Origin of the sequence: Rhizobium sp. 2YAF20 (assembly GCF_052114685.1) — a bacterium.
GTDB lineage: Bacteria > Pseudomonadota > Alphaproteobacteria > Rhizobiales > Rhizobiaceae > Rhizobium.
Genome location: NZ_JBFRFF010000039.1, coordinates 1 through 24,739 on the forward strand (window position 1 = coordinate 1; position 24,739 = coordinate 24,739).

A 24,739-nucleotide genomic window follows, 5' to 3' on the forward strand; every position below is an offset into this window, starting at 1 on the left:
CTGTCGCCGTTTCTGGCCAATGTCCTGCTTGATGAGGTGGACAAGGAACTTGAACGCCGCGGGCATTGCTTCGCACGCTACGCCGACGACCTGAACGTTTACGTTCGCAGTCGCCGGGCTGGTGAGCGGGTGATGCGTTTGCTCAGGCGGCTTTATGGCCGATTGCATCTGACGGTCAATGAGACCAAAAGTGCCGTCGCCAGCGTCTTTGGTCGCAAATTCCTGGGCTACACACTTTGGGTGGCTCCGGGCGGTGTGATCAAACGCAAAGTCGCCGACAAGCCGCTGGCGACGTTCAAGGCTCGCATCCGCCAAATGACCCGACGAAACGTCGGGCGCAGCATGGCCGATGTGGTGGGGCAGTTGCGGCCCTACGTTCTGGGATGGAAAGCTTACTTCCGATTGGCGCAAACACCAGGCATCTGGCTGCGGCTGGATGAATGGCTGCGCCATCGGTTGCGGGCCATACAGCTCAAACAGTGGAAGCGCGGGCCAACCATGTACCGGGAACTGAACGCATTGGGCGCAAAGCCCGATATTGCGCGAAAGGTGGCGGCCAACAGCCGTCGCTGGTGGCGCAATAGCGGCATGCTCCTCAATGCGGTGCTGACCTTGTCATGGTTCGACCAGCGGGGCCTACCCCGGCTCTCATGACCTCAACTTCTCGAACCGCCGGGTGCGGACCCGCTTGCCAGGTGGTGTGGCAGGGGTGCGACTGATAAAGTCGCCCCCTATGCCGATTCCGCGCTCGCCCTGTAAGATTGCCGACGAAGCCAACCGCATGAGGCGATATCTCGCAGCTCGCCGGATTCACTTCTTCGGCTGGATGCAGTATGGAGGGCCGACGAAACCCGGGAGAGCAGATGAGCCAGGACAGCGCGCAATTTCCGCCGGTCGATCCGGTCAAGGTCGGGCTGAAAGGCTGCTGCCCGCGCTGCGGCGAGGGCAAGCTGTTCGAGGGCCTGTTGGCGCTGAAGCCCCGTTGCGCCGCCTGCGGCCTCGATTATGCCTTCGCCGATTCCGGTGACGGCCCGGCGGTCTTCGTCATTCTCATTGTCGGTTTCGTCATCATCGGCCTTGTGCTCTGGCTGCAGGTCAATTACGGCCCGCCGATCTGGGTGCATGTGCTGCTGTTCGGGCCATTGACCATCATCCTTTCGCTTCTGTCGCTGCGATGGTGCAAGGGGATCTTCGTCGCCATGCAATATCGCCATAATGCGAGCGAGGGGCAGATCAATCATGACTGACGCCATCGTCCCCACGCGCCGTGCTCGCCCGATCTGGCAGGTTGCCAAGGCTGTCTTCCTGCTCGCGGTGCTCGGCATTCTCCTGTCGCTCGGCACCTGGCAGGTCCAGCGGTTGCACTGGAAGGAAGGGCTGCTGGCCGATATCGCCGCGCGCCGCACGGCTCCCGCCGTGCCACTCGTCGACATAGAGGCGATGGCCAACAGCGGCGGTGACATCGAATACCGCAACGTGACGGCATCGGGCCAGTATCTGAACAACAAGGAACGGCATTTCTTCGCGACCTATGACGGCGCGCCAGGCTTCTATGTCTATACGCCGCTGCAGCTGTCCGATGGGCGCTATCTCTTCGTCAATCGCGGTTTCACGCCCTATGAGGTCAAGGAACCGGAAATGCGGATGCAGGGCCAGTTGACCGGCCAGCAGACTGTGACCGGCCTTGCGCGCGCCAAGCTCGCCGGCAAGCCATCGTCTCTCGTTCCCGACAACGACCTTGCCAAGAACATCTTCTATTGGAAGGACCTCGACGTCATGGCGTCGAGCGACGGCCTTATGAAAGACAAGGTACTGCCCTTCTTCGTCGACGCCGACGCGACGCCAAACCCGAAGGGCCTGCCGATCGGTGCTGTCACCATCATCGACCTGCCGAACGATCACCTGCAATATGCCTTCACCTGGTACGGCCTTGCCGCGACGCTGGTGGCGATCGTCGCGATTTCCTGGTTCCGCAAGCGTCTTCCGGACGCGACGCCTCAGTGACAGGTTTCACGGCTGTTCCCGCGTGCCAGCCGAGGATGTCCGCTGGTCGTCGTCGTCGAGGTCCGTTGCGACGAGGTAAGTATCGCTGTGTTGCCGGGCGGCCTCCCGCATCGCCCGCGGATTGGCCAGATCGTCACCTTCGAACGTGTCGCTATCGGTCCCGGCGGCGTTCTCATCCTTTGGCCCCAATTCCTCTTCTGCCTGGCGCCAATGATCGAGATCGGCACCTTCAGGACGTCCTTCGCGCTCCCATATAGCGTGGGCGACGCGCTTCAGTTGTTCTTCTCTGTCGGTATGCATGATGTTCTCCTCCTTGATGTCAGGTGCACATGAACCGACAGGACGCCTCGGTGTTCCAGATTTGGCTGCCGTTACGCAAATGTGATCGCCTGCTTTTGATCATTCTATGCAGGAGAGCTGTCGGAGGGATGACAATGGTATTGCGGACCCGACCGTCGCCTTGAATTTTGCTGGCTTTGCCGCACCCGACATCCTATATGGCTCTTGAACCACCGCCCTTCGGCTCGACGTGCAGGATGACGATGAACATTGCGGTTTCCAAGCCTCCCTTGACCATCCGGCTCTGCGGTCCGCGCGGCTTTTGCGCCGGCGTCGACCGGGCGATCCAGATCGTCGTTCTGGCGCTGAAAGCCTATGGCGCCCCGGTCTATGTCCGCCACGAGATCGTCCACAATCGCTACGTGGTCGAAGGCCTCGAGGCCAAGGGCGCGATCTTTGTCGAGGAGCTCGGCGAGATCCCGCCAGAACACCGCAAGCAGCCCGTCGTGTTCTCGGCCCATGGCGTGCCGAAATCGGTGCCCGAGGATGCCGACAGCCGCAATCTGTTCTATCTCGACGCGACCTGCCCTCTGGTCTCAAAGGTCCACAAGCAGGCGATGCGCCACAATCGCCTCGGCCGCCATGTCGTCCTCATCGGCCATGCCGGACATCCGGAAGTGATCGGCACGATGGGCCAACTGCCGGAAGGCTCGGTATCGCTGGTCGAGACCATCGAGGACGTCGATGCCTATGAGCCGGCCGACCCCGATAATCTCGGCTATGTTACGCAGACGACGCTGTCGGTCGACGACACGGCTGGCGTCATCGAGCGGCTGCAGCAGCGCTTCCCCAATCTGACGGCGCCATCTGCCGATTCGATCTGTTACGCGACGACCAACCGCCAGGAAGTGGTGAAGGAAGCGGCTCCCGGCTGCGATCTTTTCATCGTCGTCGGCGCGCCGAATTCGTCAAATTCGAAGCGCCTCGTCGAAGTGGCGCTCCGGGCCGGTGCAAAAAAATCTATTCTCGTCCAGCGCGCGTCGGAAATCGACTGGGTTGGCATCGGCGATATCGCTACGGTCGGCCTGTCGGCAGGGGCGTCGGCGCCGGAGGTAATCGTCAACGAGATCATCGAGGCGTTCCGCGCCCGTTACGATGCCGAGGTGGAGCTTGCCGAGACTGTCAAGGAAACCGAGAATTTCCTTGTCAATCGCGAGCTGCGCGCGATCGAACTGACGGCGGCCGACATGGCCTTCGTCAACGGCGAATAAAACATATCCAGATTTGCGTTCCCCGATGCGGGTCATTCCAGATTTGTGACATCCCAGATTTACGCCAACGCAGGAACAGCTCGTGGCAGTTTATACCGATATTACCGAAGACGATCTCAAGCGTTTCCTGGCCGAATATGATGCCGGCGAACTCACCTCTTACAAGGGCATTGCCGAGGGCGTGGAGAACTCCAATTTCCTGCTGCACACCACGCGCGAGCCGCTGATCCTGACCCTCTATGAAAAGCGTGTCGAAAAGAACGACCTGCCTTTCTTCCTCGGCCTGATGCAACATCTGGCAAGCCGTGGGCTGTCATGTCCGCTGCCGCTGCCCCGTCGCGATGGCGCGCTGCTCGGCGAGCTCTCCGGCCGCCCGGCCGCTGTCATTTCCTTCCTCGAAGGCATGTGGCTCCGAAAGCCCGAGGCCCGGCACTGCCGCGAGGTCGGCAAGGCGCTGGCGCAGATGCACGTGGCGGGCGAGGGGTTCTCGATCGCCCGGCCGAACGCCCTGTCGCTTGAAGGCTGGCAGGTGCTCTGGGACAGGTCGCAGGCCCGCGCCGACGAGGTCGAACATGGCCTGCAGGACGAGATCCGCGGCGAGCTCGAATACCTGGCCGAGCATTGGCCGCGGGATCTGCCTGCCGGCGTCATCCATGCTGATCTCTTTCCCGACAATGTGTTTTTCCTTGGCGACCAGCTATCGGGTTTGATCGACTTCTATTTCGCCTGCAACGATCAGCTCGCCTATGACGTCTCGATCTGCCTCAATGCCTGGTGCTTCGAAAAGGACGGCGCCTACAACATCACCAAGGGCACCGCGATGCTGGACGGCTACCAGAGCGTGCGGCCGCTGAGCGACGCAGAGCTTGCGGCATTGCCGATCCTGTCGCGCGGGTCGGCGCTGCGCTTCTTCCTGACACGGCTCTACGACTGGTTGACGACGCCGGCGGGCGCGATGGTGACGAAGAAGGACCCGCTCGAATATCTGCGCAAGCTGCGCTTCCACCGCCAGATCGCGACATCGGCCGAATATGGACTAACTCCACGATGAAACATGTCGATGTCTTCACGGACGGCGCCTGCTCGGGCAACCCGGGTCCCGGCGGCTGGGGCGCGGTCCTTCGCTATGGTGATATCGAAAAGGACCTGAGCGGCGGCGAGGCTGAGACGACCAACAACCGCATGGAATTGATGGCGGCAATCTCGGCACTTTCGGCATTGAAGACGCCCTGCGAGGTCGATCTCTATACCGATTCCAAATATGTCATGGACGGCATTTCGAAGTGGATCCATGGCTGGAAGAAAAACGGCTGGAAGACCGCCGACAAGAAGCCGGTGAAGAACGCCGAACTTTGGCAAGCGCTCGACGAGGCACAGCAACGCCACAAGCTGACGCTTCACTGGGTAAAGGGCCATGACGGCCATATCGAGAACGAACGCGCCGACGAACTCGCCCGCAAGGGCATGGAGCCGTTCAAGAAGCGGTAGAAAAAAGACGCCTTCCCACAAGGGAGGGGGAGGGGGTTAGGACGCTGCTCCTTGCCGTTCTAGCAAAGTCGCTTGTCCTGCTCGGAGCGGCCCACAGGTTTACCCCCCCTTTGTGGGGAGGGTCTTTCTTTTTGCGGAAGGGTCTTCCTTGTCACGGCTTTCCCTCTATTCTGCGCCTCGACCAAAGGGAGGTTTCGAATGATACAGCATTGCGTGTTCATGCGCCTGAAGGCAGCCGTCACACCGGCGGAGAAGCAGTCGCTTTTTGAAGCCGTCGCCGCCCTGAAGCAGGTTATTCCAGGGATACTCGACGTGAAATACGGCCCCAACGTTTCGCCCGAAGGCCTGCATGGCGGCTTTGTCGATGGGTTCATCGTCACGTTCGACAGCCTCGAGGCGCGCGACGGCTATCTGGTCCACCCCCAGCATGTGGCGGTCGGTGAGCGCATAGTCTCCTCGTCCGACGGCGGGCTTGCCGGACTGCTGGTGTTCGATCTGAATGCCTGAGAGCAGAACGACCCAATGAACGAAGCCGCGGTTTGAGCCGCGGCTTCCCTTATTTTTGATCAGCTCGATTTTTCCATCGCCGCGGCCAATTGGTCGACGTTGTAGCGGAACATCTTCTCGTAGGTCGGAGCCGGTCCGTTGGCCTTCGACAGCGACTCGACATAGAGCTCGCCGCCGGGCACTGCTCCGGTTGCCTTGGCAATCTGCTCGACGAGGCGCGGATCGTTAGAGTTCTCAATGAAATATGCCTTCACATGCTCGGTCTTGATCTGCTCGATCAGCTTGGCGACGGTGGCGGCCGATGCCTCGCTTTCGGTGGAAAAGCCGGTTGGAGACAGGAAGCTGACTTTGTATTCCCGGCCGAAATAGCCGAAGGCATCGTGGCTCGTCAGGATCTTGCGGCGATCGCCGCTCACCTTGTCGAATTTCGAATGGGCATAGGCGTCGAGGTCGGCCAGCGTCCTGGTGTAGGCCTTGGCATTGGCCTTGAAGTCGGCAGCGTCCGCAGGATCGGCGGCTGAAAGCGCCTTCTCGATGTTGGCGACCCAGACCTTGACGTTGACCGGGCTGTTCCAGACATGCGGATCGGTGATCGTCTTGCCGTCGTCGACCATGGTGCGGGCATTGACGCCCTCGGAAGCTACGACCGGCGTGCCCTTGTAGCCTGACGCGCTGATCAGTCGGTCCATCCAGCCTTCCAGTCCTTCGCCGCTGACAAAGGTAAGCCTCGCTGCGTTGAGCTTCATGGCGTCAGCCGGCGAGGGCTCGAACTCATGGGGGTCTCCGTTCGGCCCCACAAGGTTCGATACCTTCACATGGTTGCCGCCGACATGGGCGACGACGTCCGCAAGTACCGTGAACGAGGCAACGACATTCAACGTTTCGGCGGAAGCGGGAGCGGCAAGGCCGAGCGCAAACAACGTCGGCAGTGCGGCGGAGAAATGCAGTCTGCGGCAATTCATGGATATATCTCCTTTGAAGAATCTGATGAAAGCTAGCCTTTGAGATGCGGGCTTGGGTAGAACCGCCTGATGACGCCAGATGGTGCGAAGAGGATTGAGACGACGTAGATTGTGCTCGCCGTGATGATGATGGTCGGGCCGGAGGCAAACTCGAGATGGTAGGAGGCGATAAGGCCGATATAGCCGGAGGCCGTCGCGGTTAAGGCGGCGATCGCCATCATCGACGGCAGGCTGCGCGACCAAAGCTGGGCGATTGCCGCCGGCAACATCATCAACCCGACCGCCATCAGTGTTCCCAGCGCCTGAAAGCTGGCGACAAGATTGAGCACGACCAGAAGAAGAAAGACGAAGTGGTAGACAGGCCCGCGCCCGCCGATCGCCCTCAAGAAGCCGGGGTCGAAGCATTCGGCGACCAGCGGACGGTAGATCAGCGCCAGGGCGATCACTGTCATCGTGGTGATCGCGCCTATCAGGTATAGCGCCGAGGCATCGATCGCAAGGATCGTCCCGAACAGCACATGCAGAAGGTCGATGTTCGATCCGCGCAGCGACACGATCAGGACGCCAAGCGCCAGCGAGGTCAGGTAGAAGCTCGCAAAGCTCGCATCTTCCTGCAGCACCGTCGCGCGGCTGACGAAGCCCGAAAGCAAAGCCACCGACAGGCCGGCGACAAGCCCGCCGAGCCCCATCGCGGTCAACGACAACGAACCTGCGATAAGATAACCCACAGCAGCGCCGGGAAGCACCGCATGGCTCATCGCGTCGCCGACAAGACTCATCCGCCTCAGCATCAGGAATACGCCGATCGGCCCCGAACCGAGCCCCAGGCAGACGCAGGCAATCAGTGCCCGTCGCATGAAGCCATAGTCTGCAAAGGGTGCGAGCAGGATGTCGTAGGCCGTCATTCGGCTGCCTCCGACTTATCTTGATGGGTATGGGGAACGCAGGCATTGGCTTCCTCGTCCCAGCTTTCCGCCATCGCCCTTGCGCGAACGAGGTTCTGCCCCGACATAACGTCCTCTGTCGGTCCCCAGGCGATGAGCTCGCGCGCGATCAGCAGGGTCTGCGGAAAATGGCTGCGAACCTGCTCGAAATCGTGCAGCACTGCGATGACGGTGCGGCCGTCGCGGTGCCAGCCGAGGACAATGTCGAGAAGATCGCGGGTCGTGCGCTGGTCGATTGCGGTAAAGGGCTCGTCGAGCAGAATGACGCGGGCGTCCTGTAGCAGTAGCCGGGCAAAGAGTACGCGCTGAAACTGCCCGGCCGACAACGAGCCGATATGGCGGCGCTCGAAACCGGCAAGCCCGACGGCGGCCAGCGCTTGCCGGGCCTGCCTGATATCATCGCTGGAAAATGCGCCGAAGGCGCCGGATTTCTTCCAGGCTCCCATCATGACGGTGTCGGCGACCGAAATCGGAAAACGGCGGTTGATCTCGGCTGACTGCGGCAGATAGCCAAAATCCGCCCGCTGGTACGGGCCGCGGTCGATCGAGCCGGTTGCCGTCTTAAGTTCGCCGATGATCGCCTTCAGCAGGGTCGACTTTCCTGCCCCGTTCGGGCCCGCCACCGCTGTCAGGCTGCCGGCGCCAAAGACGCCCGAGAGATGATGGACCGCAGGGTGGCGCTCATAGGTGATGGTGACATTGTCGAGTTTGATCAGCGGCGCATTCATGGAAGAACCACCGCCCAGCCGATCGCCAGCCATAGTAGCGCGATCCCCAGGACGACGAAGACGATCCGCATCAGCGCAGAGCGCCCGATCAGGGACGAGGATAAGGGATCGCGTTGAAATGGCATGCCGCCGCCCATCATTAATGTAATAACATAACATCTGATAACGGGATGATTGCGGCGGAAAAGAGGCGAGGTCCGTCTATCGGGCTTTTGAACTGTTCAGGGTTGCGGCGGCGCGGATCAGCGCCTTGAAGGCATCCTCATCAATTTCCTCGCCCTCGTGTACATCGATGGCGCGCCTGGTGTTGCCCTCGAGGCTGGAGTTGAACAGTTTAGAAGGGTCGTCCAGCGAAGCGCCCTTGGCGAAAGTCAGCTTCACGGCGCTCTTGTAGGTCTCGCCAGTGCAGATGATTCCGCCGACGGACCAGACCGGAACGCCTCGCCATTTCCACTCCTCGACCACATCGGGCTCGGCCTGCTTGATGAGCGCGCGGACATGGGCGAGCGTCTTGCCCCTCCAGTCGCCCAGCTCCCTGATCCTCGCGTCGATCAATTCAGAAGGGGATTCATCCGTGGTCGCTGCGCTCTTTTTCATAGTGTTCGCACCTCGTTTGGCCGATTTTCTGTCCTGGCAAGGTACCAATCAGCAATCGTAAGTGCCAGCCAGCGGACATCGACGACGACTCTGAACGATAGAGCAAAAAAAGGGCGCCCACGGGGCGCCCTCATGGTCGATCGGGCCTAAAGCTGCTCGATCATCGCCGCCGCGCCAGAAACCGTCGCCTGGCCGGGGCTTTCCTCGATGTTCAGCGATTTGACGACGCCGTCTTCGACCAGCATCGAATAGCGCTTGGAACGAACGCCGAGACCGCCGCCGGAAAGGTCGATATCAAGGCCCAGCGCCTTGGTAAAGGAGCCGTCGAAATCGGCGAGAAAATGGATCTTGCCCAGCCCGCCGGCAGATTGCGCCCAGGCGCCCATGACGTGCCAGTCATTAACGGCGATAACGGCAATGTCGTCGACGCCCTTTGCAAGGATCGCATCGCGGTTTTCGAGATAGCCCGGCAGGTGGTTCAGCGAGCAGGTCGGCGTGAAGGCGCCGGGAACGGCAAAGAACACGACGCGCTTGCCCTTGAAGAGCTGTTCCGTCGTGATCTCCACCGGACCGTCAGAGGTCTTTTCCTTGAATGTGGCAGCAGGCAATGCGTCGCCGATAGCGATGGTCATAGGCGTCTCCTCGTGGATTGACAGGATGCGGCAAGCTCCTTGCCGGTTGGATCGGAATATAAAAGCGGATCAGTCGAAAGCAAGCGTGGTCTCCATGGCGCGGTTGCCCGAAACGACCAGAATGCCCCAGCTCTTGCCATGGATATCGTAGCTATTTGGCAGCTTGCTGAGGGCTATGTCGACATCAAAATTTGTGCCTTTGCGCTCGCCGTTCGCTTGTCTGAAGAAGGCATATCCGCTCGGCCCGGTGACATAGATTCGTGGGGCAGGGCCATCGGTGTCCGGCAGCGCCAGCTTCAACGCCAGCGTTTTGCCATCAGTCGAAAGCGTGTGGCCGAGGACGGAGAAATCGGGCGAGGGGGCCTCCGGAAGCGATGCTGTTGCGGCATTGAGGACGGAAAATTCTTCGGCGCTCGCCTTGCCTGCTCCCGGCAAAGGCAGCGAGAAACTGGCCTGGAAGGGGATGCAGATATCCCGGCATATGCCGATAAAGGCGGTCAGGTCGAGCTTGGCGGATTTGGCCGGGCCGGTGACCTTGAGATCAAGTGGCAGGGTCACCGGGCCGTCATAGCCGATCTCCTCGATCGAGCCGATCATCAGCGGTTTCGGTACCGGATAGGCGATCGCCTTCAGCGTCACGTCGTCGCCGGTGACCGTCAGTTGCGGCGGGATACCGCTCTCTCCCGGTTCGCGCCAGTAGGTTATCCAGCCGGGTTTGGGCTCGATCTGCAGCCCTGCCCGAACGGTGCCGTCCGCGTCCGGGGAAAGTGCCACGACACGCATCCTGCCGCCTTCGCTTGACGCCCAATCGCTGGTTGCGGCAAAAGCCGGAAATGACGCAAATCCGACCGCTGCAAGCATGGCGATCAGTTTCAGCGCTATTTGAATTCTCTTGGAATTTATCAACATGGATCAATGGTTTACCGGATGGTGGCCAACTGTACCAGAACGGCCATCAAATAAATCGATCATTTTCAGTTGATTGATTTATGACATTGGCCCATCTTTCTTGATGTCGAGGCGCGGTTGCACGCTGAAGTCAGGAGGAATCATGTCCTTATCGACTCTGAAAAATAGGCGCGAGCGCGGTTTCCTCGATGGCCAGTTCCTGATCGCTATGCCCGGGATGGCCGATACCAATTTTGCGCGCACGGTCATCTACATCTGCGCCCATTCGGACGCCGGCGCCATGGGCTTCGTCATCAATCGGCCGCAGACCCTGACCTTTACCGATGTGCTCCTGCATCTCGAGATGATCAAGAGCGATGACGCAATCATGCTGCCGCGCGCAGCGCGCGAATTTCCGATCCAGACTGGCGGCCCTGTCGAAAGCGGCCGCGGCTTCGTCCTGCATTCGGACGATTATCTGAGCGACAGCAGCATCCCGGTCAGCGACGACATCAGCATGACGGCGACGCTCGATATCGTCCGCGCCATATCCAAGGGCGGCGGTCCCAAGCGGGCGACGATGCTGCTCGGTTATGCCGGTTGGGGTGCAGGCCAGCTCGAGGCGGAAATCGGCAACAATGGCTGGCTCAATTGTGCGCCGAACGAGGAATTGATCTTCGATCGCAGCCTCGACGACAAGTATGAACGCGCGCTTGCCCTGCTCGGCGTCACCCCGGCGATGCTCTCCAGCGAAGCCGGCCACGCCTGAAGCGCGCCATTGTGGCGGTCAAATCGGTCGGAACGAAATTGTTTGAACCACGTTCCCTTCTCACAACGGCGGACACGGCGTTCGTCGCTGAACAAGGAGATGACCGATTATGGGCAGCACCAGTGATAAGATTTCCGGTAAGGCGAACGAAGTTGCCGGCAAGGCGAAGCAGGCCGTCGGCAAGGCCGCCGGCGATGGCGAAATGCGCGCCAAGGGCATGGTCCAGGAAGCCAAGGGCAGGGCCCAGGTCGCTTCCGGCAAGGTGAAGGAAAAGATCAAGGGCGCCGTCGACCGGACGTGATATGCCAGATATTCCAAGGAAAAAGCCTGCCGTGCCATCCGCGGCAGGCTTTTTCTTGGGGGATGGGCCAATCGAAAAGGGACTGAGATATGCGGCTATTCGACTGCGACCATTGCGGCCAATCGGTGCATTTCGACAATCGCCAATGTGTGCGCTGTGGCTATCGTCTCGGCTTCGTCCCGGACCGGCTGGCTATGTTTTCGCTCGAGCCGGCGATGGAGCCGAACTGGCACCTCGTCGTCGAGCCAGCCCGCTCCGTTCGCTTTTGCGCCAACGCCGCGCTCGACATCTGCAACTGGATGGTCGACGCCGATGATGTCCAAGAGCTCTGCATCGCCTGCCGTCATAACAGGCTGGTCCCCAATGTCGATACGCCTGACGGGGTTAACCGCTGGCGCCGCATCGACCAGGCGCAACGCCATCTGTTCTACTCGCTGCTGAGGCTGCGGTTGCCGCATCCGGACCGCAAGCAAGATCCCGTGGGCGGCCTCGTCTTCGATTTCCTCGAGGACAAGGTCAACAGCATGGGCATGGTCGAGCCGGCAATGACAGGCCACGAGGAGGGCCTGATCGCCATCCGCGCGGCGGAGGCCGACGACGTGACCCGAGAGATGGCGCGCATGTCGATGCACGAGCCCTACCGCACGCTGCTCGGGCATTTCCGCCATGAAACCGGGCATTTCGTCTGGAACAAGCTCGTGAGAAACCGCGACGATTTCGATGGCTTTCGTGCCATCTTCGGCGACGAGCGCGAAGACTATGACACGGCCCTCCAGCGGCACTACGAAAGCGGTCCTAGGCAAAATTGGCAGACAAGCTTCATCAGCGCCTATGCAAGTTCGCATCCCTGGGAGGACTTTGCAGAGTGCTTCGCGCATTACCTCCACATCGTCGACACGCTGGAGACGGCACGCTCCTTCGGCCTCGCTGTCGACCCGCGCGGCCATGAGGAAATGGCAAGCGAGGTCGATTTCGATCCCTACCGGGCAAACAACGCCGAGCAGCTCGTCAGTGCCTGGGTCCCCCTGAGCGTCGCTGTCAACAGCATTCAGCGAAGCATGGGCCAGCCGGATTTCTATCCATTCGTCTTGTCTCCGCCGGTGGTCGAAAAGCTGGAATACCTTCACCGATTGATCCAGGCGGCGGGACGCGAGAGCGAGGCGAGGGCGGCTTGAGGGCACTTCAACCCTCCCTCTTGGGAGCAGGCAATTGGATATGGGAGCGGATTAGCGGCTGCTTGCTACAGCCCTCATGGTGAGGAAGCCCGAACGGCTTTCTCGAACCACAAGGGGTTGCCCCGCGGCCGCTTGCGTGCACAAAACCGCGCACATCGGCGCCCTCGCCCTTCGAGGTAATTCTTCGAATTTTACCTCAGGATGAGGGCTCAAAGCCCCGGCCCCGGTTCCGGTCGCTCTTTATATGGGACCACCCTCCTCTTGGTGGCAAGGGTCGGCACGAAGTGCCGGGGTGGGTGTGATCTCTTGCGACATCCAATGGTTCCCCCCACCCGTGTGTTCGGCGCGACCGCCAAGCGGGAGGTGAAGGGTAACTTTAAGCCCGCTTCGTCAGCGGAAACCGCTCTTTCAGCAGTCTCAACACCGAATCCGAGCCCATCGGTGGGCCGAAGATGAAGCTTTGGCCGTAGGTGCAGCCCATCTTTGCAAGCTCAAGTGCGTCGTCTTCGGACTCGATGCCTTCGGCCACAACCTGCATGCCGAGTTCGCGCGCCATCGAGATCACCGAGCGCAGCAGGACGGCCTTCTTGTCGCTCTCGTCGCGCACCATGCTCTTGTCGAGTTTGACAGTGTCGAAGGGGAACCGTGTCAGATAGGAGAGCGAGGAATAGCCGGTGCCGAAGTCGTCGAGCGACAGGCCGAGGCCCGCTTCCTTGAGCTTGTCGAGCACGAGGCGCGCCTGTTCCGGGTTCTCCATCACCATGGATTCCGTCAGTTCCAACTTTATGCGGCTTGGGTCGCAATGAGTCTTGGCCAGAAGCGCGCGGACGTCGTCGTAAAGCTCCTTGTTGAGGAGCTGCGCGCTCGAAAGATTGATCGACACGAACATCGGCAGGTCGCCGGTCTGCCGCCGCCACGCCATCAGGTCGTTTGTCGCCTGCTCCATCGCGAACATGCCAAGCGGCACGATGATATCGGAGGCCTCGGCGATCGGGATGAATTCCGATGGCGGTATGCTGCCGCGCTTCGGATGCTCCCAGCGCATCAACGCCTCGAAGCCTGCGACTTCAGCATCCTCCAGCCGAACGATCGGCTGGTAGACCATGGAAAGCTCCTTGCGCTCGATGGCCCGGCGCAAGTCCGTTTCGAGCTGCAGGCGGTCGGTGCCGAAGCTGCGGAAGGCCGGCCGGAACGGCTCGACGCGATTGCCGCCGGCGCGCTTGGCGCGGTACATGGCAAGTTCGGCGTCGCTCAAGAGGCCGGTTGCGTTCTCCTGCTGGTCGACCCAGGATGTCAGCCCGATCGAGGCCGTCAGAATGATCTCGCGGTTGGCGAAATTGAGCGGCACCATGATCGCCTTGCTCACGGCATCGGCGAAATCAGCGACCTTGGCCGGGTCGCGCTCCGAAACAAGGATCAGGCCGAACTGGTCACCGGAAAGACGCGCCAGCGTGTCCTGCGGCTTGAGCAGCCGGCGCAGCCGCCGCGTCAGCGCAATCAGGATATTGTCGCCTGCAGCGAAGCCGAGTGCGTCGTTGACGAGCTTATAGCGGTCGATATCGATGACCATGACGGTCGGGCGGACCAGGTCGCCGCTGGGCGCAAGCGTCAGTACCGCCTGCAGGCGGTCGATAAAGATCTGCCGGTTTGGAAGCCCGGTCAGATTGTCGTGCAGCGCCTCGTGCAGCAGCCGTTCGATCGAGTTCTTCTGCTCGGTCACATCGACGACCGTGCCGACGCAGCGGATGATCTCGCCATTGGACCCGAGCACCGGACGCGCACGGATTGCCAGCCAGTGAAAATGACCGTCCTCGGCGCGGATGCGGAATTCGTGGTTCAACCGCCCGCGGCGATGTTCGAGCAGAACGTCGAGTGTCGCGCGAAAGCGGTCGCGATCGTCGGGGTGCAGCCGCGGCAGCCAGTTTCGCGCCGGCCCATGCATACTTCCGGGCGAAAGGCCGAGCTTGTAGGAAATGTCGGGAATGGTGACGACGCGGTCTCGCGCCACATCCCAGTCCCAGACGGTATCGCCGGACCCGGTCAGCGCCAGCGACTGCCGTTCGAGATCGGAGAACAGGCCCTGCTGGAATGCGCCGCCGGCAAAGGCATGCTGCATAACGGTAAAGCCGATCAGCAGCACGATCAGGACGAGGCCGCCGCCGAGCGCCGGCTGGATGATGTCGTTGTCGAGCTTGCCGGTGATCGTCATCCACGCCCCGAACAGCCAGACCATGATCAGCACCCAGGCGGGCACCAGCAGAATGGCGCGGTCGTAGCGGTTGAATCCGAGATAGACGATGAGCAGGATGCCGGATGTTGCCGTCAGCGCCAGCGATACGCGCGCGATGCCAGCGGCGATCGACGGATCGTAGATCGCCACGCCGAAAAGCAGCGCGAGGCCAAGCACCCAGGCAAGCGTCACGTAGCCCAGATGCGCATGCCATCGGTTGAGGTTGAGATAGGTGAACAGGAAGATGACGAGGCTGGAGGCAAGCGCCACCTCCGCGCAGGCCCGCCATATTCGCTGATCTCCCGACGTGATGCTGATGAGCTTGCCGAGAAAGCCGAAGTCGACGCAGATATACCCGAGCACCGCCCAGGCAAGCGCTGCCGTCGCCGGCAGCATGGAGGTGCCCTTGACGACGAAAAGGATGGTCAGGAACACCGCAAGCAGGCCGGCAATACCGAGCACGATGCCGCGATAGAGCGTGAAGGCGTTGACCGTATCCTTGTAGGCGTTCGGTTCCCACAGATAGATCTGCGGCAGGTTGGGTGAGGAGAGTTCGGCGACGAAGGTGATGACCGAGCCCGGATTGAGGGTGATGCGGAAGACATCGGCCTCGTCGCTCGGCTGCCGGTCAAGCGCGAAGCCCTCGCTCGGAGTGATGGCGATGATGCGCTGCGAGCCGAGGTCCGGCCAGAACAGCTTCGAATTCACCAGGCGAAAATGCGGTGCGACGATGACGCGCTCCAGCTGTTCTTCCGAGACGTTGGCAAGCGCAAAGACCGCCCAGTCGCCCTGGTGGCCCGGCGAACTCGAGCGCACCTCGATCCGCCGGCGGATGCCGTCGGCGCCGGCAGCGGTAGAGACCTGAAAGGCCTGCCCCTGGTTGGCGTAGATCTCGGTCGTTGCCGTCAGGTCGAGCGCGGTATCGTCGCGGGAAATCTTCACAGGCTCTGCGGCGCGGGCAGCGCCGGTGCAGGCAAGACCAATCATTGCCATCATGGCAACAAGGATCGAAAGAACGATCCGTCCAGACGGCAGCATTGTCGATAGGCGGTCGGTGGTCATAGGTTCTCGGTTTTCCTGATCGGACCCGTGTCCGTTGCCAATCGGGAAAACATCACGTGATCGCGCCATTGACCGTTTATTTTCAAATATCCGCGCAAGTAACCTTCCCGTTGAAAACCGGCCTTCTCCAGAAGCCTCATACTACGTTCATTGTCTGGAATACAGGCTGCCTCGATACGGTGCAACTCAAGTCCTGAAAAGATGTACGGTATAACCATCTCAAGTGCGGCGAACATATGGCCTTTGCCCGAGTGGCGCTCGCCCATCCAGTACCCAATCATACAGCTTTGCGCAGCACCGCGCCTGATATAGCCGATGGTAACACCGCCGAGCAGCGTGCCGTCCTTGTGGAATATGAACAGCGGAATAGCCTGGCCGGAATTGTATTCCTGCTTGCCGCGAATGACGCGGGCGCGATAGCTGCCTTCCGTCAATTCGTCGTGGCGCCATGTCGGCTCCCATGGCTCGAGGAACCGGCGGCTTTCAGCCCGCAGCTTGTGCCACTGGTTGAAGTCGGAATAACGGGGCAGGCGGAGGATATGGTTGGGGCCATCAAGTTCCAAGGTGTCCGGCTGCCGCGACAGAAACCGAAAAACCGACTTTGGCATCCGTCCATTTCTCCCGGAAAGGTTGAACTCGTGGTTATCAGACCCCGCTGGCCGCTGGCGGTGGATCAGCCGCGCGCTTTTTTAATGGCGGTTTCTGGCAGTGAAAGAGAGGTGACGATGTCTTCCATCGGCGCGAGCTGCTCCAGCGGACCGATTGCCGAAAGCGTCGGCACCGTGTCGAAGAACAGCCGGCCGGCAAGGTCGGTCAGGCGCTCGATCGTAATACCCTCGAGACGCTCCATCATCTCGGGATTGGGGATCGGGCGACCGTAAAGCATCATCTGGCGGGCGATCTGGCCTGCACGCGCTGCCGGGCTTTCCTGGCCCATCAGCAATTGCGCGCGGATCTGGGCGCGGGCGCGCTGGATTTCCTGCTCCTCGATGTTGTGCGAGGACTTGCGCAATTCCCCGACGATGACGGGCAGCAGTTCCGGCAGGTTCTCGCCCCCCGTCGCGGCATGGATGCCGAAGATGCCGGTATCGGAAAAGCCCCAATGGAAGGCATAGACCGAATAGCACAGGCCGCGAACCTCCCGCACTTCCTGGAACAGCCGCGAGGACATGCCGCCGCCAAGGATATTGGCAAGGATCTGCGAACAGTAGAAGTCACGGGCGTGATAGGCGCGACCCTCGAAGCCGAGGAGGATCTGCGCGTCCATCAGGTCGCGCGTTTCGCGGACGCTGCCGCCAATATAGCGGGCGGTCTCGATAACGGGCGTCGCTGAGGGAGCGGTGGGAAGACCCGCAAACCGCTTCTCGACTTCGCGCACGAAGCTGTCGTGATCGACCGCACCGGCAGCAACGACGAACATGCGGTCGGTCGTGTAGTTGCGGCTGAGATAGCCGCGGATCTGTTGCGGCGTGAAGGAGACCACTGTCTGCGGCGTGCCGAGGATCGCCCGCCCGAGCGTCTGATCGCGATAGGCGACTTCGGAAAACTTGTCGAAGACGACGTCGTCGGGCGTGTCGTTCGCCGCGTTGATTTCCTGCAGGATGACCTGCTTCTCGCGCTGCAGTTCGTCTTCCTCGAACGCGCTCTCGATCAGGATATCCGCCAGGATATCGACGGCAAGCGGCACGTCTTCCTTGAGGACGCGCGCATAATAGGACGTTGTCTCGGTAGATGTCGCAGCATTGACTTCGCCGCCGACATTCTCGATTTCCTCGGCGATCTCGCGTGCGGTGCGCCGCGCGGTGCCCTTGAAAGCCATGTGTTCGAGCAGGTGAGCGATGCCGTGCTCCGCTTCAGTCTCGTTCCGTGAACCCGATTTTATCCAGACTCCGAGCGCAACGCTTTCAAGATGCGGCATCGTCTCAGTTACTATCGTCAGCCCCGAATTAAGCCGGGTGCACTCAACTGTCATCGCTCGTCTTTCTGCGCTTATCGCCCCTTGGCCCGGGCATGTTCGCCGATGAAGCTCTCAACGGCTTTAAGTTCCGGATCCAGGACGTCGAAGCGCTCCTCCCTGTCCATCAGATCAGCAAGCCACGTCGGAAGCGCCGGGTCAATACCGCATGCCGATTTTACTGCGGCAGGGAATTTCGCCGGATGCGCGGTTGAAAGCGTCACCATCGGACTGTTCGGCTTTTCGTGTTTCGCAGCGACGAAAGCGGCGATAGCCGTATGCGGATCAAGGAGATAGCCCGTCTTAGCGAGTGTGTGCCTTATCGTCTCGGCCACCTGGCTTTCGCTGGCCCGGCCGGCCCGGAAATCGCGCTTGATGAATTTCAGTGCTTTCTCACCAATCTCGAAGCCGTTCGATTGCTTCAGGCTGTCCATGGCCGCGCGCACCTTCGATGCGTCGCGCCCATAGGCCTCGAAAAGCAGGCGTTCGAAATTGGATGAGATCTGGATATCCATTGACGGCGACGTGGTGGCCTTGACCTCGCGCATCTCGTAGCGGCCGGTCTTCAGGGTCCTCGCAAGAATGTCGTTCTCATTGGTGGCGATCACCAGCCTGTCGATCGGCAGACCCATACGCTTGGCGACGTAGCCGGCGAAGATGTCGCCGAAATTCCCGGTTGGAACCGTGAACGATATCTTCCGGTCCGGGCCGCCGAGCGCGACGGCGGCCGTGAAATAATAGACGACTTGCGCCATGATCCGGGCCCAGTTGATCGAGTTGACGCCCGAAAGCTTCACCCTGTCGCGAAAGGCCGTGTCGTTGAACATCGCCTTGACGAGGTTCTGGCAATCGTCGAAATTTCCCTTGATCGCCAGCGCATGTACATTCGAAGCCGTCGAGCTGGTCATCTGCCGCTGCTGGACCGGCGAGACCTTGCCATGGGGAAACAGGATGAAGATGTCCGTCCGGTCACGCCCCGCAAAGGCGTCGATCGCCGCCCCGCCGGTATCGCCCGATGTGGCGCCGACGATGGTCGCCCGCTCGCCGCGTTTTGCCAGCGAATAATCCATCAGCCGCGCCAGCAATTGCATGGCGACGTCCTTGAAGGCGAGCGTCGTGCCATGGAAAAGCTCCATGATGAAGCTGTTCGGGCCTGTCTGCACCAGCGGCGCGATCGCCGGATGGCGGAAGGTGCCGTAGGCCTCGTCGATCATGGCGCGGAACGTGTCGGCCGGTATCTCGTCACCGACGAACCGCGAAAGCACCGCAAAGGCGATGTCCTGATAGCTATTGCCGCGAAAGCCGCGAATGTCCTTCTTGCTGAACTCAGGCCATTCGCGCGGGACATAGAGCCCGCCGTCGCGTGCAAGCCCCGCCAGAAGGGCGTCGCAAAAGCCAAGGGCAGGGGCCTCTCCCCGCGTTGAGATATAGTCCACGGTCGTTTACCTCGATATCGGAAATGGAATGTCTGGAAGGTGTCGAGCGATCAATTCTAGGGCGAAGGAGGGTGCTCTACCCGGTCTCTTTGCGCCAAATCAACGGCGCCGTTTTCGCAGCCACGCAACTGGGCCGTCGCTATTGGCGCAAGGCGGCGGTTTGGAGGAATCCGGTAGCGTTGAAAAGTGAATCAAAACGGTGCTTACCCAATCGATTTTTCGTAGCACGGCTGGTATAGACCATCGCCAAGTGTCATGAAAGGCCCCGCGGACTAAGCCGGGACCGCTAAAAATGCATATCGTGCAGAGGGTTGAATAATCGTGTCAGGCAGGATTTCGCGTCTTCTTTTCTCCGCATCGCTCGTGGCAGTCCTTTCCGGCTGCAGTTCGCTCGGCTTCGGTGGCGACAAGCAGCCGGCAACGCAGGTGACCGTCCAGCCACAGGCGGACAACGGTTCCGCCTCCGTGCCTGTCGGTGCTGCCACCCCGGCGGCACCCGCTGCAGGCGGCGCCTATGTCGCCGGTAAATGCCCGCAGGTGGTGGTTCGCGACGAAGGTTCCGTTCACCAGGTCTACAAGGGCGCCAAGACCGATCCGCAGCAGCTTTCCTACCAGGCCTCGCTCGTCCAGGCGACGCGCCAGTGCACGACCAACGGCACCAGCCTCAACATAACCGTCGTCGCGCAGGGACGTCTGGTGTCGGGTCCGGCCGGCATGCCGAGCGCAGTCAATCTGCCCATCAAGGTAGAGGTCATGGACGGCGAGAAGGTGCTCTACACCGACACCACGAGCTTCCCGCTCACCATGCCTCCGGGCGAGAGCACGACGCAGTTCCTCTATACCGACAGCAAGGTCACGACGACGGGCGGTTCGGGAGGCTTCACGCAGGTTGTCGTCAGCTTTGACCAAGGCGGTGCGCAGAAAACCAAGCAGCCGGTCAAAAAGAAAAAGAAGTAGGCGGTCGCAATGTGACACTCTCCCCTTGGTGGGAAGGGTCCGCACGCGGTGCCGGGGTGACTTTCCGAGGCACCCAAGGATCACCGCCACTCGCGCGTTCGCGCGACCTCCCCCATCAAGGGGGAGGTGGAGGCAAAGCCCTCAAATAACAGCTGTCCATTCCGAAAGTGCCGCCACGACGCCGGGCAGGTCGGACATGCGCGAGATTACTGTCTCTGCGCCGGCGTCGGTCAGCTTGTCTGCATGCGATGGATAGGTATGCGACGCGCCGGTAAAGCCGATGACCCGCATGCCAGCGGCGCGCGCCGCACGGACGCCATGCATCGAATCCTCGACCACGATCACCTGCGACGGAGACAGATCGAACTGGGCCGCACCATGCAGGAAGATATCCGGCTTCGGCTTGACGCGATCGGGCCCGAGGTCCTTCGCCGAGTAGATATGCGGCGCAAACAGCTTCTTCAGGCCGACCTTGGTCAGCATCGTTTCTAACCGCACGGAGCTCGAATTCGAGCAGATGCAGCGGGGCATATCGAGGCGCGCCAGTGCGAATTCCACGCCCGGAATGGCTTTGACCTCGTTGGCAAGCCTGATGTCTAGAAGCTTTTCCGATCGGTCGAGCAGGGTTGCTGACAGGGGAATGCTTGCCTCGCGCTCGACCTGGAACAGGATATTTTCCCAGGTCATGCCGGCGAAGCGCTCGGCCAGCTCTTCGGCTTCGATCGGATAGCCCGCTTCGGTCAGAAGCTTGGACTCGACATCCGCCGCGATGATTTCCGAATCGACCAGTACGCCGTCGCAGTCGAAGATGATCAAGTCGAAGCCGGTATTCACGGATTGGCTGATATTCATGGAATGGAATGCCTCAAGAACCGAATGCTGCGCTTTACACGATGACCCGCCAAAGCTCAACCGGCGGGCGGGCATGCCTGTCCTGCACACAATGGGCAGCTATATCGTCTCGACAAGCGCAAGGCCCGTCATTAAGGATCGCGCATGGCCAGGGAAAAGGACGACACCATCGCCAGCCGTATCAGCCGGGTGCTTGCCGAGCGCATCATCCGAGGCGAACTCGCGCCCGACAGCCGCCTGCGCCAGGATCACCTGGCCGAAGAGTTCGGCGCAAGCCACGTGCCCGTCCGCGAGGCCTTCCGTCTGCTGGAGGCGCAAGGATTGGCGATTAGCGAGCCGCGTCGCGGCTTTCGCGTCGCCTCCTTCGATCTGAAGGAGGTTCGCGAGGTCGCCGAGATGCGGGCAGCGCTCGAAAGCCTGGCGTTGAAGCACGCCGCCCCGCATCTGACAGCGTCAATCCTCGATGCGGCTGAAGAGGCCGCAAGGCAAGGGGATGCCGCCTCCGAGGTCCACAGCTGGGAGGAGGCCAACCGAAGTTTCCATCGCCTGATCCTTGCTCCTTGCACCATGCCGCGCCTGCTGGCGACGATCGACGACCTGCATGCGGCCAGCGCCCGGTTTCTGTTCTCTGCCTGGCAGTCCGGCTGGGAAAAGCGAACCGATCACGACCACCGCGCTATTCTTTCAGCCCTCCGCAAGGGTCGAACCGACGAGGCCGCGGCCATTCTGCAAAAGCACGTCCAGTGGATCGGCAAAGCGGCCGTCCGCACGCCCTCAGGCGCGACCCGCGAAGCTTTTGCCATCGTAGGTTAAAAAAATTCCAAAATTATAGATAATTTGGCATTGCGAAAAACGCGGTGTTCTTTGCCTATTTTCGGCCCATTTGGCTATGCAAGAGTCGACGCCTCGTATTTTATCTGGAAATTTTCGGCAGGTGGCTTGCGTCATCCATTTCTCCTGGTCATGAAATAGATGGCAATGAGAAATTATCTATATTTTAGCCCAGGAGAACTTCATGTCCCTCTTCGACGCGCATCAGGTGGATGCATTCGACCCCCTGCGCCTTGGTCAACGCTCTTTTGCCGTCAAGGCCGTTTTTATTGTCGCCGGTACACTGGCCTTGGCCCTGGCCTCCCGGATCAGCGTGCCGATGGTGCCGGTGCCGATCACCATGCAGACCTTTGCCGTCACCATGATCGGCGCGCTCTACGGCTGGAGGCTCGGCGCAGTGACGATCCTTGCCTGGCTCGGCGAGGCAATGCTCGGTTTTCCGGTTCTGGCAGGCGGGGCAGGCGGCCTTGCGCCCTTCGTCGGCCCGACAGCCGGTTACCTCGTCTCCTTCCCTGCAATCGGCGTATTGACCGGCTGGCTTGCCGAGCGTGGCTGGAGCGGTGATCGCGTGGTCAGCAGTTTCGCTTCGCACCTTGCCGGCAACATTCTGTGCCTAGCTATCGGCGGCGGATGGTTGGCCGTGCTGATCGGCGCTGAAAAAGGCTGGCTGTTCGGCGTTGCACCGTTCATCCTCGGTGCCGTGCTGAAGTCGGCGCTTGCCGCAGCTGTGCTGATGGGCGCGAAGATCTATCTCGGCAGGGCCCAACTGAATTGACTGTCAGGCTGCGCGCCCATCACCTGCTTTGCATGCTAACCTTCGTCGGTGAAGGCTATAGCCGGGCCTTCACCGAGAACTACCGTAGCATCGCTAGGCGCCTCTCGGCCGGAGAGGAGATCGAACTCGTCTCCGGCCCCGACGACATCTGCGCGCCGCTGATGAAGGGCGCAGATCCGCATTGCCTCAAGGCGAGCGTGATCAACCGCGACGCGGCCGCCGCTGAAGCTGTCGCCCACTTGCTCGGCAGCAAGATCGAGCCGGGGTCGATCATCAGCTCGGATGCACGGCTGCTTTCGAATCTCCGCCGAAATTTCGCCTCCGGCGATATCCGGAAAGCCTGCCGCGGATGCGACTGGGAAAGCCTGTGCACCGGCATCGCCGCTGAGGGCTATCAGGGAACGCTCGTCAACCGAGGTTAGCCATCGACAGGAAAGAGCGTCAGAAACTGGCGCTCGCCTTCGCCGGTAAACAGGATCGAGCGCGTGTTCTCCGATCGCCGCGCCCAGCCTTTGTCGAAGAAATTGGCAAGCATTGCCTGGCCGAGCGTTCCTGCCAGATGTGCGCGCCGTTCGCTCCAGTCGAGGCAGGAACGGCAAAGTGGCCGGCGTGTCGATTTGAGGCCTGATACATCGATGCCGATCGCCTTCAGCTGATCTTCGCCGCCTGACGTCAGGCTCAAACCCTCGCCGACCTTGGAAATCGCCCCCGACGCAATCAGGCTGTCGAGCATCCTGACGCCATAGTCGCCGGCCAGATGATCATAGCAGATGCGCGCCTTGCGCAGCGCCGGCTCCTTCGGTCCTGGTTGATGGCGCAGATGCCCGCGGCTGGCGGCAAATCCCATAATGCCTTCGAGCAATTTGCCCACTGCATCGTCAGCGAGCGTGAAATAGCGGTGGCGTCCCTGCTTGCGTTGCGAAAGCAAGCCGCCCGCCTCGAGCTTGGCAAGATGCGTGCTTGCCGTCTGCACCGTGATGCCGCCGGCCTCAGCAAGTTCCGTTGCCGTCAACGCTCGACCGGCCATCAGCGCGGTGAGCATGTTTGCCCGCGCCGGATCGCCGATCAGCGCACCGATCTGCGCAATGTCAGGACCTTCCTTCAAGTGTCATCCTCCTGCATACTTCGATCGTAACCGAAGCATCGACGTCGGGCAACATGCGAAAGTGGTCTTCAGAACCGCACAGCAAGAGGAGCCGACCATGATCACCTGTTTCATCCGCTATGAGATCGACCCGTTCAAGAAGGAGGCCTTTGCCGAATATGCCCGCAACTGGGGCCAGGCGATCCCCCGCTGCGGCGCCGATCTCATCGGCTATTTCGGCCCGCACGAGGGCTCGGCGACGATGGCCTACGGGGTCTACAATATCGAAAATCTCGCAGCCTACGAGCGGTATCGCGCCGGCCTGGTTGCCGACCCGCTCGGTATCGAGAACTACGAATTCGCCAGACGAGAGCGCTTTATCCTCAAGGAAGACCGTCTGTTCCTGAAATGCGTTTCGACGCCGCACGCCCCGAAGGTGGCGCTATGATCGCTGTCATCTTCGAAGTCGTTCCCTTCATCGGCGAACGGCACAATTACCTCGATCTCGCCGGATCGCTGAAATCCGAGCTCGAAACCATGGACGGCTTCATCTCCATCGAGCGTTTCGAGAGCCTCAAGCTGCGCGGCAAGATCCTCTCGCTCTCCTTCTGGCGCGACGAGGCCTCCGTCAAGGCGTGGCGCAACACCGAAGCCCATCGCGCCGCCCAGAGAGCCGGCCGCAACGGCATCTTCGCCGACTACCGCCTGCGTATCGCCCACGTTGTGCGGGACTACGGGTTGAATGACCGAGGCGAAGCCCCGAGGGATAGCCGGGAGGTGCATGCTGCTTGACAGCAGAACCACGAGGGTGGCCTCAGGGCTGATTGCCTACACAAAACCGCACAGATCGGCGCAAGCGCCCTCGTCCGTCGAGGCAATTCTTCCAATTGCACCTCTGGATGAGGGCTCATAGATGAGGAGAGGTCGCCCCGAGTGCCCGAACGACATCGCCCCGTTTTTTCAGTCGTGCGATCGTCTCGTGCTTGTCCATGTCGCTTTACAACGCATCCACC

The 24,739-nt window shown here is 61.0% G+C and carries 30 protein-coding genes; 16 read left to right on the top strand and 14 right to left on the bottom strand.

Annotation, left to right across the window (positions count from 1 at the left end):
- From AB4Z52_RS29160 to AB4Z52_RS29170, 3 genes are all read left to right on the top strand, one after another.
- The coding region (locus AB4Z52_RS29160) for a group II intron maturase-specific domain-containing protein (RefSeq protein WP_442221370.1) at window positions 1-654 on the top strand (654 nt) is incomplete at its 5' end.
- Between the two features lie 209 nt (window positions 655-863).
- Window positions 864-1,247, top strand: a complete 384-nt coding sequence (locus AB4Z52_RS29165) for a DUF983 domain-containing protein (protein ID WP_442221371.1) — start codon at window positions 864-866, stop codon at window positions 1,245-1,247.
- Window positions 1,240-2,004 (top strand): SURF1 family protein, encoded by a 765-nt coding sequence (locus AB4Z52_RS29170; RefSeq protein WP_442221372.1) that lies wholly within the window; start codon window positions 1,240-1,242, stop codon window positions 2,002-2,004. The genes AB4Z52_RS29165 and AB4Z52_RS29170 overlap by 8 nt, the downstream gene beginning before the upstream one ends.
- 6 nt (window positions 2,005-2,010) lie before the next feature.
- Here AB4Z52_RS29170 and AB4Z52_RS29175 read toward each other — a convergent pair whose 3' ends face one another.
- Window positions 2,011-2,304: a DUF2934 domain-containing protein gene (locus tag AB4Z52_RS29175; RefSeq protein ID WP_442221373.1), complete on the bottom strand. Its 294-nt coding sequence runs from the start codon at window positions 2,302-2,304 to the stop codon at window positions 2,011-2,013.
- A 242-nt stretch (window positions 2,305-2,546) separates the two neighbouring features.
- Here AB4Z52_RS29175 and ispH point away from each other — a divergent pair, with 242 nt between their 5' ends.
- The 4 genes from ispH (at window position 2,547) to AB4Z52_RS29195 (ending at window position 5,549) form a co-directional block, all read left to right on the top strand.
- Window positions 2,547-3,554: a 4-hydroxy-3-methylbut-2-enyl diphosphate reductase gene (gene ispH, locus AB4Z52_RS29180; protein WP_442221442.1), complete on the top strand. Its 1,008-nt coding sequence runs from the start codon at window positions 2,547-2,549 to the stop codon at window positions 3,552-3,554.
- A gap of 82 nt (window positions 3,555-3,636) precedes the next feature.
- Entirely contained in the window at window positions 3,637-4,605 is a 969-nt protein-coding gene (locus AB4Z52_RS29185) for a homoserine kinase (protein WP_442221374.1), read from the top strand.
- Complete coding sequence (gene rnhA, locus AB4Z52_RS29190; protein WP_442221375.1) at window positions 4,602-5,042, top strand: ribonuclease HI; 441 nt, start codon at window positions 4,602-4,604, stop codon at window positions 5,040-5,042. Before AB4Z52_RS29185 ends, rnhA begins: the two co-directional genes overlap by 4 nt.
- Window positions 5,043-5,240: 198 nt before the next feature.
- Window positions 5,241-5,549 (top strand): Dabb family protein, encoded by a 309-nt coding sequence (locus AB4Z52_RS29195; RefSeq protein WP_442221376.1) that lies wholly within the window; start codon window positions 5,241-5,243, stop codon window positions 5,547-5,549.
- A gap of 59 nt (window positions 5,550-5,608) precedes the next feature.
- Here the strand turns inward: AB4Z52_RS29195 and AB4Z52_RS29200 are convergent, their stop codons facing one another.
- From AB4Z52_RS29200 to AB4Z52_RS29230, 7 genes are all read right to left on the bottom strand, one after another.
- Window positions 5,609-6,511, bottom strand: a complete 903-nt coding sequence (locus tag AB4Z52_RS29200; RefSeq protein WP_442221377.1) for a metal ABC transporter solute-binding protein, Zn/Mn family — start codon at window positions 6,509-6,511, stop codon at window positions 5,609-5,611.
- Between the two features lie 32 nt (window positions 6,512-6,543).
- Window positions 6,544-7,416, bottom strand: coding sequence for a metal ABC transporter permease (locus tag AB4Z52_RS29205; RefSeq protein WP_442221378.1), 873 nt, complete (start codon window positions 7,414-7,416; stop codon window positions 6,544-6,546).
- Entirely contained in the window at window positions 7,413-8,183 is a 771-nt protein-coding gene (locus AB4Z52_RS29210; RefSeq protein ID WP_442221379.1) for a metal ABC transporter ATP-binding protein, read from the bottom strand. The genes AB4Z52_RS29205 and AB4Z52_RS29210 overlap by 4 nt, the downstream gene beginning before the upstream one ends.
- Entirely contained in the window at window positions 8,180-8,308 is a 129-nt protein-coding gene (locus AB4Z52_RS29215) for a hypothetical protein (RefSeq protein ID WP_442221380.1), read from the bottom strand. The genes AB4Z52_RS29210 and AB4Z52_RS29215 overlap by 4 nt, the downstream gene beginning before the upstream one ends.
- Window positions 8,309-8,384: 76 nt before the next feature.
- Window positions 8,385-8,780 carry a DUF1801 domain-containing protein gene (locus AB4Z52_RS29220; RefSeq protein ID WP_442221381.1) on the bottom strand — a complete coding sequence of 132 codons (396 nt, stop codon included), beginning with the start codon at window positions 8,778-8,780 and terminating at the stop codon, window positions 8,385-8,387.
- 146 nt (window positions 8,781-8,926) lie between these two features.
- Complete coding sequence (locus AB4Z52_RS29225; protein WP_442221382.1) at window positions 8,927-9,412, bottom strand: peroxiredoxin; 486 nt, start codon at window positions 9,410-9,412, stop codon at window positions 8,927-8,929.
- 69 nt (window positions 9,413-9,481) lie between these two features.
- Window positions 9,482-10,321 carry a protein-disulfide reductase DsbD domain-containing protein gene (locus AB4Z52_RS29230; RefSeq protein WP_442221383.1) on the bottom strand — a complete coding sequence of 280 codons (840 nt, stop codon included), beginning with the start codon at window positions 10,319-10,321 and terminating at the stop codon, window positions 9,482-9,484.
- 142 nt (window positions 10,322-10,463) lie between these two features.
- Between AB4Z52_RS29230 and AB4Z52_RS29235 the strand changes: the two genes are divergently transcribed.
- From AB4Z52_RS29235 to AB4Z52_RS29245, 3 genes are all read left to right on the top strand, one after another.
- On the top strand, window positions 10,464-11,069 hold the full coding sequence (locus AB4Z52_RS29235; RefSeq protein ID WP_442221384.1) for a YqgE/AlgH family protein: 606 nt from the start codon (window positions 10,464-10,466) through the stop codon (window positions 11,067-11,069).
- 109 nt (window positions 11,070-11,178) lie between these two features.
- The gene (locus AB4Z52_RS29240) at window positions 11,179-11,370 is read left to right on the top strand and encodes a CsbD family protein (RefSeq protein ID WP_442221385.1); all 192 of its coding nucleotides are present in this window, start codon (window positions 11,179-11,181) and stop codon (window positions 11,368-11,370) included.
- Window positions 11,371-11,459: 89 nt separating this feature from the next.
- On the top strand, window positions 11,460-12,545 hold the full coding sequence (locus tag AB4Z52_RS29245) for a zinc-binding metallopeptidase family protein (protein WP_442221386.1): 1,086 nt from the start codon (window positions 11,460-11,462) through the stop codon (window positions 12,543-12,545).
- A gap of 376 nt (window positions 12,546-12,921) precedes the next feature.
- On the opposite strand, the gene AB4Z52_RS29250 is transcribed toward AB4Z52_RS29245, so the two are convergent.
- The 4 genes from AB4Z52_RS29250 to thrC form a co-directional block, all read right to left on the bottom strand.
- Window positions 12,922-15,771: an EAL domain-containing protein gene (locus AB4Z52_RS29250; protein ID WP_442221443.1), complete on the bottom strand. Its 2,850-nt coding sequence runs from the start codon at window positions 15,769-15,771 to the stop codon at window positions 12,922-12,924.
- A 62-nt stretch (window positions 15,772-15,833) separates the two neighbouring features.
- On the bottom strand, window positions 15,834-16,445 hold the full coding sequence (locus AB4Z52_RS29255) for a GNAT family N-acetyltransferase (protein WP_442221387.1): 612 nt from the start codon (window positions 16,443-16,445) through the stop codon (window positions 15,834-15,836).
- Between the two features lie 65 nt (window positions 16,446-16,510).
- A complete protein-coding gene (locus AB4Z52_RS29260) occupies window positions 16,511-17,809 on the bottom strand; it encodes a M16 family metallopeptidase (protein WP_442221388.1) in 1,299 nt (432 codons plus the stop codon).
- 17 nt (window positions 17,810-17,826) lie between these two features.
- On the bottom strand, window positions 17,827-19,227 hold the full coding sequence (thrC, locus tag AB4Z52_RS29265; RefSeq protein ID WP_442221389.1) for a threonine synthase: 1,401 nt from the start codon (window positions 19,225-19,227) through the stop codon (window positions 17,827-17,829).
- 321 nt (window positions 19,228-19,548) lie between these two features.
- Here thrC and AB4Z52_RS29270 point away from each other — a divergent pair, with 321 nt between their 5' ends.
- Complete coding sequence (locus AB4Z52_RS29270) at window positions 19,549-20,184, top strand: hypothetical protein (RefSeq protein ID WP_442221390.1); 636 nt, start codon at window positions 19,549-19,551, stop codon at window positions 20,182-20,184.
- A 141-nt stretch (window positions 20,185-20,325) separates the two neighbouring features.
- On the opposite strand, the gene AB4Z52_RS29275 is transcribed toward AB4Z52_RS29270, so the two are convergent.
- Entirely contained in the window at window positions 20,326-21,036 is a 711-nt protein-coding gene (locus tag AB4Z52_RS29275) for an HAD family hydrolase (RefSeq protein ID WP_442221391.1), read from the bottom strand.
- Window positions 21,037-21,180: 144 nt separating this feature from the next.
- Here AB4Z52_RS29275 and AB4Z52_RS29280 point away from each other — a divergent pair, with 144 nt between their 5' ends.
- From AB4Z52_RS29280 to AB4Z52_RS29290, 3 genes are all read left to right on the top strand, one after another.
- The gene (locus AB4Z52_RS29280; RefSeq protein WP_442221392.1) at window positions 21,181-21,849 is read left to right on the top strand and encodes a GntR family transcriptional regulator; all 669 of its coding nucleotides are present in this window, start codon (window positions 21,181-21,183) and stop codon (window positions 21,847-21,849) included.
- 202 nt (window positions 21,850-22,051) lie between these two features.
- Entirely contained in the window at window positions 22,052-22,642 is a 591-nt protein-coding gene (locus tag AB4Z52_RS29285; RefSeq protein ID WP_442221393.1) for a biotin transporter BioY, read from the top strand.
- Window positions 22,639-23,064, top strand: a complete 426-nt coding sequence (locus AB4Z52_RS29290; protein ID WP_442221394.1) for a DUF1284 domain-containing protein — start codon at window positions 22,639-22,641, stop codon at window positions 23,062-23,064. The genes AB4Z52_RS29285 and AB4Z52_RS29290 overlap by 4 nt, the downstream gene beginning before the upstream one ends.
- Here AB4Z52_RS29290 and AB4Z52_RS29295 read toward each other — a convergent pair.
- On the bottom strand, window positions 23,061-23,747 hold the full coding sequence (locus tag AB4Z52_RS29295; protein ID WP_442221395.1) for an ArsR/SmtB family transcription factor: 687 nt from the start codon (window positions 23,745-23,747) through the stop codon (window positions 23,061-23,063). The genes AB4Z52_RS29290 and AB4Z52_RS29295 overlap by 4 nt on opposite strands.
- A gap of 97 nt (window positions 23,748-23,844) precedes the next feature.
- Here AB4Z52_RS29295 and AB4Z52_RS29300 point away from each other — a divergent pair, with 97 nt between their 5' ends.
- Complete coding sequence (locus tag AB4Z52_RS29300) at window positions 23,845-24,174, top strand: NIPSNAP family protein (protein ID WP_442221396.1); 330 nt, start codon at window positions 23,845-23,847, stop codon at window positions 24,172-24,174.
- Entirely contained in the window at window positions 24,171-24,518 is a 348-nt protein-coding gene (locus tag AB4Z52_RS29305) for an antibiotic biosynthesis monooxygenase family protein (RefSeq protein ID WP_442221397.1), read from the top strand. Before AB4Z52_RS29300 ends, AB4Z52_RS29305 begins: the two co-directional genes overlap by 4 nt.
- Window positions 24,519-24,739: the final 221 nt, after the last annotated feature.

Coding starts and splice junctions, on each gene's coding strand:
- AB4Z52_RS29165 (WP_442221371.1), top strand. CDS start 864: ATGAGCCAGGACAGCGCGCAATTTCCGCCGGTCGATCCGGTCAAGGTC.
- AB4Z52_RS29170 (WP_442221372.1), top strand. CDS start 1,240: ATGACTGACGCCATCGTCCCCACGCGCCGTGCTCGCCCGATCTGGCAG.
- AB4Z52_RS29175 (WP_442221373.1), bottom strand. CDS start 2,304: ATGCATACCGACAGAGAAGAACAACTGAAGCGCGTCGCCCACGCTATA.
- ispH (WP_442221442.1), top strand. CDS start 2,547: ATGAACATTGCGGTTTCCAAGCCTCCCTTGACCATCCGGCTCTGCGGT.
- rnhA (WP_442221375.1), top strand. CDS start 4,602: ATGAAACATGTCGATGTCTTCACGGACGGCGCCTGCTCGGGCAACCCG.
- AB4Z52_RS29195 (WP_442221376.1), top strand. CDS start 5,241: ATGATACAGCATTGCGTGTTCATGCGCCTGAAGGCAGCCGTCACACCG.
- AB4Z52_RS29200 (WP_442221377.1), bottom strand. CDS start 6,511: ATGAATTGCCGCAGACTGCATTTCTCCGCCGCACTGCCGACGTTGTTT.
- AB4Z52_RS29205 (WP_442221378.1), bottom strand. CDS start 7,416: ATGACGGCCTACGACATCCTGCTCGCACCCTTTGCAGACTATGGCTTC.
- AB4Z52_RS29210 (WP_442221379.1), bottom strand. CDS start 8,183: ATGAATGCGCCGCTGATCAAACTCGACAATGTCACCATCACCTATGAG.
- AB4Z52_RS29215 (WP_442221380.1), bottom strand. CDS start 8,308: ATGCCATTTCAACGCGATCCCTTATCCTCGTCCCTGATCGGGCGCTCT.
- AB4Z52_RS29220 (WP_442221381.1), bottom strand. CDS start 8,780: ATGAAAAAGAGCGCAGCGACCACGGATGAATCCCCTTCTGAATTGATC.
- AB4Z52_RS29225 (WP_442221382.1), bottom strand. CDS start 9,412: ATGACCATCGCTATCGGCGACGCATTGCCTGCTGCCACATTCAAGGAA.
- AB4Z52_RS29230 (WP_442221383.1), bottom strand. CDS start 10,321: ATGTTGATAAATTCCAAGAGAATTCAAATAGCGCTGAAACTGATCGCC.
- AB4Z52_RS29235 (WP_442221384.1), top strand. CDS start 10,464: ATGTCCTTATCGACTCTGAAAAATAGGCGCGAGCGCGGTTTCCTCGAT.
- AB4Z52_RS29240 (WP_442221385.1), top strand. CDS start 11,179: ATGGGCAGCACCAGTGATAAGATTTCCGGTAAGGCGAACGAAGTTGCC.
- AB4Z52_RS29245 (WP_442221386.1), top strand. CDS start 11,460: ATGCGGCTATTCGACTGCGACCATTGCGGCCAATCGGTGCATTTCGAC.
- AB4Z52_RS29250 (WP_442221443.1), bottom strand. CDS start 15,771: ATGATGGCAATGATTGGTCTTGCCTGCACCGGCGCTGCCCGCGCCGCA.
- AB4Z52_RS29255 (WP_442221387.1), bottom strand. CDS start 16,445: ATGCCAAAGTCGGTTTTTCGGTTTCTGTCGCGGCAGCCGGACACCTTG.
- AB4Z52_RS29260 (WP_442221388.1), bottom strand. CDS start 17,809: ATGACAGTTGAGTGCACCCGGCTTAATTCGGGGCTGACGATAGTAACT.
- AB4Z52_RS29275 (WP_442221391.1), bottom strand. CDS start 21,036: ATGAATATCAGCCAATCCGTGAATACCGGCTTCGACTTGATCATCTTC.
- AB4Z52_RS29280 (WP_442221392.1), top strand. CDS start 21,181: ATGGCCAGGGAAAAGGACGACACCATCGCCAGCCGTATCAGCCGGGTG.
- AB4Z52_RS29285 (WP_442221393.1), top strand. CDS start 22,052: ATGTCCCTCTTCGACGCGCATCAGGTGGATGCATTCGACCCCCTGCGC.
- AB4Z52_RS29300 (WP_442221396.1), top strand. CDS start 23,845: ATGATCACCTGTTTCATCCGCTATGAGATCGACCCGTTCAAGAAGGAG.
- AB4Z52_RS29305 (WP_442221397.1), top strand. CDS start 24,171: ATGATCGCTGTCATCTTCGAAGTCGTTCCCTTCATCGGCGAACGGCAC.